The organism is Mesorhizobium sp. AD1-1, from assembly GCF_020164655.1.
Lineage (GTDB): Bacteria > Pseudomonadota > Alphaproteobacteria > Rhizobiales > Rhizobiaceae > Mesorhizobium > Mesorhizobium ciceri.
In genome coordinates this window covers 162,922-175,936 of record NZ_JAIUGP010000007.1, presented here as the reverse complement: position 1 = coordinate 175,936, position 13,015 = coordinate 162,922, and the positions used below count along the sequence as shown (strand labels likewise).

The 13,015-nt window shown below is 59.2% G+C and carries 14 protein-coding genes; 8 read left to right on the top strand and 6 right to left on the bottom strand.

Annotated features, from left to right (window positions below; translation table 11 throughout):
* Nucleotides 1-4 precede the first annotated feature (4 nt).
* Nucleotides 5-694: an SDR family NAD(P)-dependent oxidoreductase gene (locus tag LB519_RS15795; RefSeq protein ID WP_224620529.1), complete on the top strand. Its 690-nt coding sequence runs from the start codon at nt 5-7 to the stop codon at nt 692-694.
* 67 nt (nt 695-761) lie between these two features.
* On the opposite strand, the gene LB519_RS15790 is transcribed toward LB519_RS15795, so the two are convergent.
* Genes LB519_RS15790 through LB519_RS15775 form a run of 4 tightly spaced genes read right to left on the bottom strand, consistent with a single transcriptional unit; the run spans nt 762 to nt 3,682 of the window.
* Nucleotides 762-1,202 carry an RbsD/FucU family protein gene (locus LB519_RS15790; RefSeq protein ID WP_224620528.1) on the bottom strand — a complete coding sequence of 147 codons (441 nt, stop codon included), beginning with the start codon at nt 1,200-1,202 and terminating at the stop codon, nt 762-764.
* 13 nt (nt 1,203-1,215) lie between these two features.
* On the bottom strand, nt 1,216-1,800 hold the full coding sequence (locus tag LB519_RS15785) for a DUF1349 domain-containing protein (protein ID WP_224620527.1): 585 nt from the start codon (nt 1,798-1,800) through the stop codon (nt 1,216-1,218).
* Nucleotides 1,797-2,678 (bottom strand): amidohydrolase family protein, encoded by an 882-nt coding sequence (locus tag LB519_RS15780; RefSeq protein ID WP_224620526.1) that lies wholly within the window; start codon nt 2,676-2,678, stop codon nt 1,797-1,799. Before LB519_RS15780 ends, LB519_RS15785 begins: the two co-directional genes overlap by 4 nt.
* A gap of 17 nt (nt 2,679-2,695) precedes the next feature.
* The gene (locus LB519_RS15775; protein ID WP_224620525.1) at nt 2,696-3,682 is read right to left on the bottom strand and encodes an aldo/keto reductase; all 987 of its coding nucleotides are present in this window, start codon (nt 3,680-3,682) and stop codon (nt 2,696-2,698) included.
* Nucleotides 3,683-3,842: 160 nt separating this feature from the next.
* Between LB519_RS15775 and LB519_RS15770 the strand changes: the two genes are divergently transcribed.
* From LB519_RS15770 to LB519_RS15745, 6 genes are all read left to right on the top strand, one after another.
* Nucleotides 3,843-4,772, top strand: coding sequence for an aminotransferase class IV (locus LB519_RS15770; protein ID WP_224620524.1), 930 nt, complete (start codon nt 3,843-3,845; stop codon nt 4,770-4,772).
* 24 nt (nt 4,773-4,796) lie between these two features.
* On the top strand, nt 4,797-5,843 hold the full coding sequence (locus LB519_RS15765; RefSeq protein WP_224620523.1) for a PotD/PotF family extracellular solute-binding protein: 1,047 nt from the start codon (nt 4,797-4,799) through the stop codon (nt 5,841-5,843).
* Nucleotides 5,840-6,946 carry an ABC transporter ATP-binding protein gene (locus tag LB519_RS15760; RefSeq protein WP_224620522.1) on the top strand — a complete coding sequence of 369 codons (1,107 nt, stop codon included), beginning with the start codon at nt 5,840-5,842 and terminating at the stop codon, nt 6,944-6,946. The genes LB519_RS15765 and LB519_RS15760 overlap by 4 nt, the downstream gene beginning before the upstream one ends.
* A 4-nt stretch (nt 6,947-6,950) precedes the next feature.
* The gene (locus LB519_RS15755; RefSeq protein WP_224620521.1) at nt 6,951-7,847 is read left to right on the top strand and encodes an ABC transporter permease; all 897 of its coding nucleotides are present in this window, start codon (nt 6,951-6,953) and stop codon (nt 7,845-7,847) included.
* Nucleotides 7,844-8,641 (top strand): ABC transporter permease, encoded by a 798-nt coding sequence (locus LB519_RS15750; RefSeq protein WP_224620520.1) that lies wholly within the window; start codon nt 7,844-7,846, stop codon nt 8,639-8,641. The genes LB519_RS15755 and LB519_RS15750 overlap by 4 nt, the downstream gene beginning before the upstream one ends.
* Nucleotides 8,642-8,716: 75 nt before the next feature.
* Complete coding sequence (locus LB519_RS15745; RefSeq protein ID WP_263484779.1) at nt 8,717-9,346, top strand: helix-turn-helix domain-containing protein; 630 nt, start codon at nt 8,717-8,719, stop codon at nt 9,344-9,346.
* 25 nt (nt 9,347-9,371) lie between these two features.
* Here the strand turns inward: LB519_RS15745 and LB519_RS15740 are convergent, their stop codons facing one another.
* Together LB519_RS15740 and LB519_RS15735 are read right to left on the bottom strand one after the other, a co-directional pair.
* Nucleotides 9,372-10,337, bottom strand: a complete 966-nt coding sequence (locus LB519_RS15740) for a GntR family transcriptional regulator (RefSeq protein ID WP_224620518.1) — start codon at nt 10,335-10,337, stop codon at nt 9,372-9,374.
* A gap of 18 nt (nt 10,338-10,355) precedes the next feature.
* A complete protein-coding gene (locus tag LB519_RS15735; protein WP_224620616.1) occupies nt 10,356-11,879 on the bottom strand; it encodes a UxaA family hydrolase in 1,524 nt (507 codons plus the stop codon).
* Between the two features lie 113 nt (nt 11,880-11,992).
* On the opposite strand from LB519_RS15735, the gene LB519_RS15730 reads away from it, so the two are divergent.
* The gene (locus LB519_RS15730; protein WP_224620517.1) at nt 11,993-12,916 is read left to right on the top strand and encodes a dihydrodipicolinate synthase family protein; all 924 of its coding nucleotides are present in this window, start codon (nt 11,993-11,995) and stop codon (nt 12,914-12,916) included.
* Nucleotides 12,917-13,015: the final 99 nt, after the last annotated feature.

The window sequence follows — 13,015 nt, the reverse complement described above, 5'->3', positions numbered from 1 at the left end:
ATCCATGAACGGTCAAGCAGTTGCGACGCGGCCAGCGGGGCAAAAATATCTCGTCGTCGGCGCCTCCCGCGGAATCGGTCTCGGGCTGGTCAAAGTGCTGACGGCGCAGGGTCGGCTTGTGGTGGCAACGAGCAGGGATGGTGGCGACCACGCGCCAGCGGCGCATTGGCTTGGGCTCGACATCACAGACAGCGCTTCCCGCCAGCGCCTTGTCGATGCGCCGCTTCTTGAAGGCACGACCCATATCGTCATCGCGGCAGGGATCATGCCCAAGGATATCGACGAGACTCTCGACCCGGCAGTCGTCGCCGCGATTTTTGACACTAACAGCGTGGCGCCCGCCGTGCTGTCTGACATGTTGGCGCGGCGGCTCGGTCCATCCCTGAGCCACATCATGCTCCTTGGTTCGCGTATGGGCTCGGTCCGACTTAATACAAAGGGGGACGACTGGATCTATCGCGCCAGCAAGGCGGCACTGAATTCGGCCGCCAAGAGCTTCTACGATCGATGCGGCCGAGGGACTTTCGCCGTCACGGTCGCCCATCCAGGCTGGGTGCGCACCGACATGGGGGGCACGGAAGCCGACATCGATGTATCGACCTCTGTTCGCGGCCTGGTGGCGCTGCTCGAGGACGGGTCGGGTGCGAGCGCCTTTCGTTATTGCGACTACAGGGGGAAGTCACTGCCCTACTGAACGTCAATCGAGTACGAAAGCCACTTCGATCGGCGCACTAATGGCGCGAAATGGCCTTCAAAGTCGGTCAGTTCGCGCCCAAATCGACGGTGCCCTTGCGAATAATCACGTTGCCGTAGAACAAGGTTTCGCCAGTGGCTATGACGGCGAATGCCTGCTTGGCGCGCTCGTAAAATGCGAAACGCTCAATCCGAGCAAGCTTTGTTGGCTGACCGGGCAAGGCATCGAGCACCGCCTGTATTGCGAAATGGGCCGGTACGATTTTGTCCGGATCGCCGATGACTTCCATGCCCATCACCGGATCCGGCTCGGAATCGTCCACCGGCATCACAGATAGCACTGCTTTCAACATGCGCGGCAAATCGCTCGCTTCCATGCGGACCAGACGCTTCGACACCGTTTGTGCGGGGAAGCTCCCATCGGCGATAACAATTTCGTCGCCATGGCCCATGGCACGCAACGCGTGGAGAATGTCAGCATTCAGGATAGGGTCGATCCCAATCAGCATGATGGAGTATCCTTCAGGTCAGATCGTGGAGATCGGTGGTGATGGCCGGACCGATCGAGAATTCTGAAAAGCGGACACTCAGTCCGCTGCGCTCCGGCGTACAGGCTGTCGGACCGACCGCGTAGGAGGCCGCGGACGGGAAGGGCGCGAGGCGCAGCAGCGGCCAGAATTTACCGTCCCGCGAGGCTTGAATGCGAAGGGCGCCTTTGGCTAGCGTCACCCGGATGTAAAAGTCCTCCAGTTCCTTGAAGGGCTGCGAGACCGACCAGTCGGATTTGCCGTCCGTTATGACGGTGCTGAGGAAGAGTTCGCCATCGGTGAACTCCACGCCCGTCTTGACCCAGCGCTTGTCATCGATGCGAACCATGAGCCCCGCCTGATCATACAGGGTCCGAAACCCGCCCTGGATGCGAATCACGGCGGTGAAACCATCGCTTGCCGGAACGCCGAGAAAATGGCCGCTGTCCCGAGTGAAATCGTAGTAGGTTTCTCGCCAGAAATCGGTCTTGGCATCCGTCGTCATGGTGAGGCTAGCATCCTCAGCCAACCAGTTTGCCGGCTGGTTGAGCCATGCGCCGTCTTTAAAGTTGATGTTCATTTCGTTTCCTCTGGTGAGAATGATGGTCGTGACTCCGCCACCGACCGCAGGCGATAGGCATCAATCGCGTTGAGATGGAAAAATCGGTCGGCCAATGCGGGATTGGCATTGGCCAACCTGCCTGCGATTTCTCTCACGTCCTTGTAGCCAGCAGCCAATGTGCAAACCGGCCAATCAGAGCCGAACATGATGCGCTCAGGCCCGAAAGCATCCAATGCCACCTGCATGCAATGATCGAAATCGTCGGTCCGCCATGATCCCCATTCCGCTTCGGTCACGAGGCCGGAAATCTTGCACCAGACATTTCCATGCGCTGCGAGCTTTTCGAGGCCGGATTGCCAGGAGGTGATAACCCCTGATGCGATCGGAGGCTTGGCCATATGATCCAGCACGAACCGGCCGCTTGGGTGTTCCCGCACCAGGTCGATTGCCGCAGGCACCTCCCGGGTGCGCACAAGCAGGTCGAAGGTTAGCCCCGCCGCGAAAACGGCCGACACGCCAGCACGGACCGCCGGCCGTCGCAGCCAATCGGCATCCGGCTCGTCGTGAACATTGTGGCGGATGCCGACAAGCCGGTCTCCGCCCGGGAGAGCCCGTAGCTTCTCGATTTGGCGGGAGCAGTCGTTCGCCTGAAGGTCAATCCAGCCGACAACACCGGCGACGAAGGCATGATCTTTGGCAATGGCAAGAAAGTCGCGGGTCTCTTCCCGATCATGACGGCATTGCACCAAGATGGTTGAATCGATGTTGGCTTCCGCCATCAGGGGCAGCAGGTCGCCGGGGCAGAAATCACGCCGTAATGGGCGCATGGCGTCGCCGACCATCCATGGGTAGCTGCCCGTCGCCAGGTTCCAGAAATGCTGATGAGCGTCGATCACGGGCGCTTGCATGCGGTTCAGACAGCGGGAGCTTGGGGTGAGATCAGTCCCGAGGATCGCAGATCGTCCCACATGGCCGCCGGGATGGGGTGCCGGAAAAGCGCATCGTTTTCGATGATCTCCTCGCGGCTTCTGGCTCCGGTCAGGACGCTTGCGACCGCTGGATGAAACATCGGAAACTGAATGGCGGCGGCCTTCAACGGCACACCATGACGCAAGCAGGCCCTTTCGAGTTGCAGGGCGCGGTCGATCAGCCCCTTGTCGGCCTCCTGGTAGTTGAATTTCGCGCCAGCGCCGGGATTTGCGAGAAGGCCGCTGTTGTACACGCCGCCAATGATGATGGAGATCTGCTTTTCCACGCAAAGTGGCAGGAGTTCGTCAAGCGCACCCTGTTCGAGGAGCGTGTAGCGGCCGGCAAGAAGGAAGCAATCGAAGACGCCGTGGCGCGCGAACTTCACGAGCATTTCGCTCTGGTTCATGCCGGCACCGACTGCGCCGATCTGGCCTTCCGAGCGCAGTTTGTCCAATGCCTTGTAGGCCCCGTCCATCGCCTGCGCATAATGCGCGTCAGGATCGTGGATGTGCAGCACATCGATGCGGTCGAGGTCGAGGCGCCGCAGGCTTTCCTCGACCGATGTCATCACCCCGTCATAGCTAAAATCGAAGACCGGCCGCTCGGGAGGCGTTCCTTTATAGTACGCATCCTCGCCCTCAGGCTCTCGGGGAAGCCGCAGCAGCCTGCCAACCTTGGTGCATAGAACATAGCCGTCGCGCGGTTTGGTTTTCAGGAAGGAACCAAGGCGTTGTTCGGCCATGCCGTTACCGTATTGGGGGGCCGTGTCGAAGAATCGTACGCCGAGATCCCAGGCAGCTTCCATTGTTTCAAAAGCGGCGGCATCGCTTGTCGCGGAGTACAGCCCGCCGATCGCCGTCGTCCCCAGACCCAGAGCTGTGGCTTTGAGCGGGGTGCGGCCCAGCGGCTTTTGTCCAGATGCTTTTTGCATAAAAAAATTCGTCCCAAACGCGAGCCGAAGTCCGCTTGGGAGCTAATTCCCACCCTCTTTCTCTGATGTCAATAAATTTCTCAAAAGAAAATTATCTTGCACATGGGCAATTTTCTTGTCAGCTTGTTCATGCTCATTTCGGGAAGTGTAGATTGCATCCATGAACGCTCAGCATGCAACATCCATGAACGCTAAGCATGCAAACGGCGTCGCCTTTTGCGATGGCAAGTTCGTCCCTGCCGGCGAAGCCAAGATATCCGTTCTGGATTGGGGTTTCTCCCGTTCTGATGTCACCTACGACGTCGTGCATGTGCGGGACGGGAGTTTCTTTCGTTTGGACGATCACCTTGCGCGGTTCGAGCGATCGATGCTGGGCGTCAGGTTGGCGCCACCTCATTCGATGGCGGAGATTGCTTCGATAGCAGTGCGATGCGTTGCCCTTTCTGGGCTGCGGGATGCCTATGTGGCTATGGTCTGCACTCGAGGTCGCCCCCGCGTTTTCGGTTCCAGGCGGCCGCAGGACTGCGACAACAAGCTTATCGTTTATGCCATTCCATGGATCGACGTCATCCCGCTCGATGTGCAGGCCCGCGGGGCCCATCTCCATATCGCTTCGGTGCCCCGAATCCCCGCGGCCTCCATTGACCCGACCGTCAAGAACTACCATTGGGGCGATCTGACCCGCGGCCTCTTCGAGGCCCATGATGCTGGAGCCGACACCGCCGTCCTGCTGGATTGCGACGGTTATGTCACCGAGGGGCCGGGGTTCAACGTCTTCATCGTGCGCCACGGCGAAGTGCTCACCCCCGATCGCGGCGCGCTCGAGGGGATCACGCGCCGCTCTGTGCTCGAACTTTGCGAAATGCTCGCCATTCCGGCACGGATTGCGCCGTTGCGGAAGCAGGATTTGCTGTCGGCGGACGAGATGTTCTGCACAACGACGGCGGGCGGCGTCATGCCCGTATCGCGTATCGACGATCACGTCATGAGCGGCGGCAAACCAGGAAAATTAAGCGCGCGGCTCAAGTCATCCTATTGGGAACAGCACAAGGCAGGTTGGTACCAGACACCAGTTAACTACGCCGCATAGAAAACTCAACGCAGGGGAATGAAAATGAAAAGACGTGAATTTCTGTCTCTGACCACCACCATGGCAGCCGGCGCATTGGCATCGTCGGCGTTCAAGCCAGCCAAAGCAGCCGGAAAGGAACTACGCATCCTGACCTGGGAGGGATATGCCGACGACCAGTGGGTTAAAGCCTTCGAACAAAAGACCGGATCGACCGTAAGCATCAGCTACACCGGCAGCGTCGATGAAATCTTCGCCAAGATGACAGCGTCGGGCGGCGCCGATTTCGACGTCATCGCAATCGAGACGTCATCCTACAAGCGGCTGACCCAGGAGAAGCTTCTTCAGCCTGTCGATCTCGCCAAAGTCCCGCAGTCGAGCAATCTTTTGCCGGCTTTCCGTTCCGTGTCGGCGATTATTTTCGATGGCAAGCCGTACGCGGTTCCCTTCGCCTGGGGTTCCATTCCGCTGATCTACAGCACCGACACGTTCAAAACCGCGCCTGACAGCTGGAGCGTTCTGTGGGACCCGAAATACAAGGGGCGCATCATCGTGATGGATGATGCCAACAACGCGATCGTCACCACGGCGCTCTTGCTCGGCCTCAAGGATCCTTTCAACCTCTCGGCCGACCAGTTCTTGCAGGTCAAGGCCAAGCTTCTGGAGCAAAAGGCCAATGTCGCGAGCTACTATGCTGGCTTCGACGACGGCGTCAGTATTTTCGCCCAAGGAGGCATCGATCTTATGATGTCGATGGGTGAGCCTCAGGCGCCGATGTTGCGCAGCCGTGGCGCCAATGTCGGGCTTACAATTCCGAAGGAAGGTGCGATCGGCTGGATCGATTGCTGGGCGATAAGCGCCAAGGCCCGCGATACCGAACTTGCCCACGCCTGGGTCGACGCCATGCTCGAAAAGGCGGTCGGAACCTACATCAGTGAAAAGACCGGTTACGGCAACACCACCAATGGTGACGCCAATGAAAAGATCGGCTTGACCTATTCCGACAGGCTTGTCTTCCTCCAGGCGCCGGAAGATTTCGGCCGTCGCATCGAATTGTGGAACGAGATCAAGGCAACTCCGGTTCAACAATGACTGCTGCACTCTCCGAAGACGAGGTCGTCAGACCGAACGTCATCCAACTGGTTGGCGTAACCAAGTCCTATAGGAACCTCAACGTTCTGAAACCGGTCGATCTCGACATCAAGGATGGTGAGTTCCTCACCATCCTTGGGCCATCCGGATCGGGAAAGACGACGATCTTGCGGATGATCGGCGGCTTCACGCCGCCGACATCCGGCCGCATCTTGCTGCGCGGCGCTGATATCTCCCAGGTGCCGATCTTCAGGCGGCCGTTCAATACGGTGTTCCAGGACTACGCGCTTTTCCCGCACATGACGGTGGCAAAAAACGTGGCTTACGGGTTGCGGATCAGGCGCAGACCGGCTGAGGAGATCAAGACAAAGGTCTCCGCCGTGCTCGACACAGTCAACCTAACTGACAAGGCCGAGCGCTACCCAAGTGAATTGAGCGGTGGCCAGCGTCAGCGGGTGGCTTTGGCAAGGGCCATCGTCTGCGAGCCGCAGGTTATTCTCCTGGACGAGCCGCTGGCCGCGCTGGACGCCGAGTTGCGGCGCTCGATGCAGGAATTTCTGAAGGACCTGCAGCGGCGCATACGCACGACATTCGTGTTCATCACACATGATCAGGAAGAGGCGATCTCCATGTCGGATCGCATCGCCGTCATGGACCACGGCAATCTGGTTCAGGTCGGCACGCCTCAAGAAATCTACTACAAGCCGCGAACCGAGTTCGTGGCGAAGTTCTTTGGCGAGAACAACCTGTTGGCGGCGCAGCCCGACAACAATGCCGCCAACATCCTGGAAAGTCCGCTTGGCAAACATTCTCTGCCCGCATCGGCCATGGGTGGCGGCAACTTTCTGCTGGCGATAAGACCGGAGAGCTTTTCCATCCATGACGGCAGCGCGTTGCGTCCGGGGCAATCAGTTTGTGTAGGCCGCCTCGAAAACGTCACGTTTCTCGGTGCCACAACCCAGTTGTCGCTAAACGTGGGCAAGGCGCAACAGACGATCAAGGTCAGGGTGCCGACGGGTCAATCCGGCAATAACCTGGCCTTTGGCGATGACGTGCCGCTGCGTTGGTCCGAGGCCGACGTCAACGTGCTGCCGCGAGGATGACATGATGACCGTCGTTCCCGCTGAACTCGCTGACACCAGTGTTGGACCGCCTCGCTGGCTTGCCTCGCCAGGCAAGATCGTTGTGAGGCTGCTCGTCTATGGCGTGCCCACGGTGATGATCCTGGCACCGCTGATGTCGTTCCTGGCCTACAGCTTTCTCGAACAGAAGGACAACATCGCTACCGGCCATCTGACCCTGGCAAACTACGCGGCGTTCTTCCAAAGCAGCAGCTACCTCTACGTGTTCTTAGGAACCGTAAAACTTGCCTTCGTCGTGGCGGCAGTGGCGTTGTTCCTGGGCTACATCATCTCCTACCTGATCTGGCGGCTGGAGGGCTCGAAGCGCTACCTGCTGCTCCTGCTCAGTGCGCTGCCGCTGGTCATGAACTATGTGGTCAAGATCTATGCGATGCGCAGCATTCTCGGTTTCAACGGTTTCCTGAATTCCTTCCTGATGGCGTCGGGCGTCATCAATGCGCCGAGCAAACTGTTCATCTTCAACCAGACCGCCGTCATGCTGGCGATGGCTGTGATCTATCTGCCATTTGGAATCCTTCCGATCTTTCTGGCGCTGGAGCGCATACCGCAATCCCTGCTGAGTGCCGCGGCCGATCTCGGCGCCAAGCCTGGGCAGATATTCCTGACCGTCATCCTGCCGCTCAGCCTGCCGGGTTCGATTGCCGGTGCGCTGTTTGTCATGGTCATCGCACTCGGCGACTATCTGACGCCCCAGATGGTGGGAGGAAGCGAGGGTTTCACCTTCGGTCGCGCCATATGGAGCCAGTTCGGCATGGCATTCAACTGGCCTTTCGGGGCAGCACTCGCCGTGGTGTTGCTCGTCACCGTCATAGCGCTGATAGGCTTGGCCTCCCTCATCGCGCGAAAAGCGAGGTTGGGATGACCAGGTTGGAACGCCTCACCATCGCACTTCTGTGGGTTGTCGGCGGCTTTACATTCATGGTGCTCTACGCACCAGCACTGATCGTAATCCTGTTTTCATTTTTCGCCATGAAGAACCATCAGATCGACTGGTCGAACTTCAGCCTGGAATGGTACGGGCGGCTGGCGGACAATTCGCAGCTATTGGCGGCGCTCTACAATTCGATCGTCGTCGGGATCTGCGCTGTGGTCAGTGCGACGATCATATCATTGGCGCTGGCCTACTACATGAAAACCGGTGTGCGGCGTGGCCGCGCCTATGTCGAGTTCATTATCTTTCTGCCATTCGTGCTGCCGGCTATCATCACCGGAATCTCGCTGCTGGTCGCATTCCGAGAAATCGGGCTGGAGCGAAGCCTGATCACGGTCACGATCGGCCACATCGTGCTGATCCTGGCGGTGGTCTATCGCATGGTCACAATCAGGCTCGACACACTTGAGAATTCCCAGATAGAGGCATCTCTCGATCTCGGCGCAAACGGTCTTGAAACCTTCCTCTATGTTGTTCTCCCGCAGTTGCGATCGGCACTATTGACCAGCTCGCTGCTTGCTTTTGCGCTGTCGTTCGACGAAACATTGGTCACGTTCTTTCTCGTCGGCGGGGAGACGACGCTGCCCATGCGGCTCTGGGCAATGATGCGAACCGGCTTTACCCCTGAGATAAATGCGCTCGTTTCGATCGTGCTGTGCGTAACGTTGTTGTTCGCGGCGTTGGGTGCAATGTCGCTTCGCGAAAGTATTGAACGCAAGCCATAGCGTGGCGAAGATTGTGGTCTAGGCAATTGGAAACGACGGCAAGATATGAACAAACAAACCAAAGACCTTGGAAAATTGCTGAAGGAACGGCGCGCCTATCATGGATGGACGCTGGCCGAAGTCAGCTCCATGACCGGCATTGCCACTTCGACATTGTCGAAGATCGAGAACGGTCACATCTCACCGAATTTCGACACCATATTGAAGCTGTCGCACGGCCTTGGTGTCGAGATCGGCGATCTGCTGAATTCGCCGCCCAGCGAGCCCACGCCACCGCTTGTGGTTGCACGGCGCAGCATCAGCCGCAATTTCGAAGGCCAGAGGCTTGATCGCCAGCATTACAGCTACAGCTACCTGTCCGCCGACGTGGCGCACAAGCGCATCATCCCGATCTATATCGAGGTGCAGGCGATGACCCCCGAGGAGATGGGGCCACTGACCGCGCATGTGGGCGAGGAATTCATGCTCGTCCTGAGTGGCAAGGTGCGTCTCTACAGCGAGTATTATGAGCCAATGGATCTGGAGCAGGGAGATAGCGTCTATCTCGATAGCACCATGAAACACGGCTACATGTCGCTACAGGAGCCAACCAGTTCCATTCTCGTTTGCTGCTCCAGCGCCACGCCGAACCTGGCGCAGACGTTGCGGGAGATCATCAAGGACCAGATAATTCAGGAATCCCACTCCGGCCCGAAGGCCGACTGAGCGGCGATGCCTGTGTGTCCCGGCGCTAATCGATCAGATAGGACATATGCGACACAACGCTGATTTTGCGAAACGCCCGCAAGCGCTCAACGGCCTTGTCGCTCGACCGCTGCAGATGTTCGCCCAGCGCGCTCTGCGCCGAAGCGACGTTGCCAGCATCGATGGCGTCCATGATTTCCAGATGCTCGTCCATGAAGGCGTCGATCGGCAAACTGCCCCGCACCGCCCTCTGGATGTGCTTGCCCGCGACGAGGATGCCGCGCGTGCGGACGAGGGTTTCCAGTATGTCGGAATTGGAACTGTACTGCAGCAGATTCACATGCAGATCCTCCTCGAGCCGATCCAGTTCGGCCGGCTCCACCAGCGGAAATTTTGCCGAGGCCTGCGTCAGGCGCCGGCGCATTTCGGAAAGTGCGTCGGAAGGAATGCGGGCCATCGCGGTGCGCAGAGCAGCCGGCTCGAGCAACAGCCGTATTTCATACAAATCCTGGAATCGGCGCTCGTCGAGCGGATTTATCCACCACCGGGATTTCTCGTCGCTTATCACGATGCCGTTCTTCGCCGCATGGTTCAGAATGTCTCCGGCAACGGTCCTGCCCACCTTGTAGTGGCGCGCCAGAGCCAGCTCGTTGATGCGGCAGCTTCCAAACACCGCGCGCAGGACGACCGTTTCCTCGAAGTCGTAATAGTAGGATTGCCAGGCGAAGGCCTTGGCGTTCTTCGGCGCTTCAAGATCGAGCATCTCGCCCGTTATCTTCAGCCGCAGCGGCGGCCCGCCGTTTCCCGCCAGCACGCCGCGGCCCTCAAACCGCCGCACCAGCCCTTCTGCCTCCAGCGTGGCAAGCGCCTGCTTGACCGGCGACCGGCTGGAGCCAAAGAGGGCGGCAATCGGTCCCTCGAGCAAGACAGTGCCTTCTGGAACGGATCCGCCGAGGACAGCCCTTCTGAGGATGTCGGCGATGGATTCATAAGCGAGCGGGCGATGCCCCATGCGACCCCTTCCGAGACGTCAGGTTACCGCCCCTATTTGCCAAGGGACGAATTCGGAGTCACCATAATTGTAGCCTTCGCTCAGCGTGCGTTCGCCCGAAGCGACGGCAACAATCTTTTCGAAAATGCGCTCGCCTGCCTTGGCGATGCTGTCGCTTCCATCGATGATGCCGCCGCAATTGATGTCCATGTCCTCGCTCATGTGCTCGAACATCGCATTGTTCGTGGCAACCTTGATGCAAGGCGCCGGCTTGAATCCGGAAACGGAGCCGCGACCTGTCGTGAACACGATCAGGTTGCACCCGCCCGCGACCTGTCCGGTGACGGCGACCGGGTCGTAGCCCGGCGTGTCCATGAAGACGAATCCGGGTTCCCGGATCGGTTCGGCGTATTCATAGACTTCTCGCAGCGGCATCGATCCGCCCTTGGCGACCGCCCCCAGGGACTTCTCGAGGATCGTGGTCAGGCCGCCCTCCTTGTTGCCATGCGAGGGATTGTTGTTGAGCTCAGCGCCGTTCTTCGCGGTGTAGTCGCGCCACCAGTCAATTCGCGCCATCAGCTTGCGGGCGATCTCCGGTGTCGCCGCGCGGCGCGTCAGCAGATGTTCGGCGCCGTAGATTTCGGGCGTTTCACTGAGCACAGCGGTGCCGCCATGCCTGACCAAAAGATCGGCGGCATATCCGAGCGCCGGGTTGGCGGTGATGCCGGAATAGCCGTCGGATCCGCCGCACTGAAGCGCCAGCTTGATGCCGGAAAGCGAAACGGTCGTCCGTTGCTCGTCGTTGATGGCCGGCAGCATCTCGCGAATGATGCCAATCGCTTCTTCGATCGTTTTGCGCGTGCCGCCAAGCTGCTGGATCGTCATGGTCCGCAGCATTGGGCCCTCCTCCAGGTCGAAGGCCTTGACGAGGTGGCTGATCTGGTTGGTCTCGCAGCCGAGCCCTATCATCAGGATGGCGGCGAAATTCGGGTTCCTCGCGTAGCCACTCAGCGTTCGTCGCAGATACTGGTATCCCTCGGTGTTGGTGGGGATCGCGCATCCCGTACCGTGAGTGAGAGCCACAACGCCGTCGACATTGGTGAATTGGCCGAAGCCGTTCGTCTTGAAATGATCGGCGACCGCGCGAGCCACCGTCGCCGAGCAGTTCACCGAGGTGATGATGCCGATATAGTTCCTGGTGCCGACCAGCCCCGACGTACGCTGATATCCCCGGAAGGTCCTGCGCTGGTCTTCGGGCAGCAAAGGCGTCTGCCCGCCATCGACGGCGAATTCATGCGAAACCGCGCTGTCGAGCATTGCGAGATTGTGCAGATGGACATGGCTGCCGGGTCGGATATCGGTGCTCGCCCGGCCGATGACCTGTCCATATTTGGTCACCGGCTCGCCTTCGCGGATGGCGCGCAACGCAAGCTTGTGGCCGCTAGGGATTATTGCCTCCGCGACAATCCCGCCGAGGTCTTCGGCCGCTTCTATCCGCCTCGTGGCGACAGCGACATTGTCGGCGTCATGCAGTCGGATGATGGCCGGAGCGGACTGAGAAATTGGCACCTTCATCTCCATTAATGAGTATTGCGTGCAAAAATCATTTATGTTAAACGACTGAAAGTCAAGAGAAGACTTTGAATCAAAAGGGTGCCTTGGGGGATTTTTCGAAAATGGCTAAGGATCAACCGTATTCGGGCCTGTTTCCAGTCGCGCCGACGCCCTTCACGGAAACCGGAGAAATCGATATTGACGGTCAGCGCCGCGTTCTGGATTGCATGATCGATCAGAAGGTCGACGGCATATGCGTCCTGGCCAATTATTCAGAGCAGTTCCTGCTGTCCGACGACGAGCGGAAACAACTCACGGAACTATGCCTGGAGCATGTGGCGGGCCGCGTGCCCGTTATGGTCACCTGCAGCCATTTCAGCACCGGGATCGCCAGCGAGCGCGCACGCCATGCGGCGGATTGCGGCGCCAGCCTGATCATGTTGATGCCACCCTATCATGGCGCCGGTATTAAGCTCGATGAAGCTTCGATCTTGGAGCATTTCGCTGGGGTCGCGGACGCGGCACGTTTGCCGATCATGATCCAGGACGCGCCGTTGAGTGGCGTTTCCCTCTCAGTCGAATTCCTCGTCAGTCTGGCGCGGTCCCTCCCTCTGGTACGCTATTTCAAGATCGAGGTGCCGGGCACGGCCGGCAAGCTCCGTGACCTGATCGAGAGGGGTGGCGACGCGATTGAGGGACCCTTCGATGGCGAGGAAGCGATCACCTTGATGGCCGATCTCGACGCCGGTGCCACCGGCGTCATGTCAAGCGCCTTGCTTCCGGACCTCATCGGCCCGGTCATCCAGCATCATCGCGACGGCAACAGGCAGGATGCGATGAAGGCTTACGAGCGTATCCTGCCGCTGATCAACTATGAAAACCGACAATGCGGCTTGCGGGCGGCAAAGACCGTCATGGCTGAAGGCAAGGTCATCAAATCCGATCATGTCAGGCATCCACTGAAACCCCTGCATCCGGCGACGCGCGATGGCCTGCTCGAACTCGCGCGTAGCGTCGATCCCATAGCTCTGAACTGGGGCAGGTGACGTTGCCAGTGCCGTGCACACCGACGACACGGACGGCACCAGAAACGGCGCGCCGCTCCCAGCACGGACCTGCATCCAGAAACTGCGCGGACTGCGGAA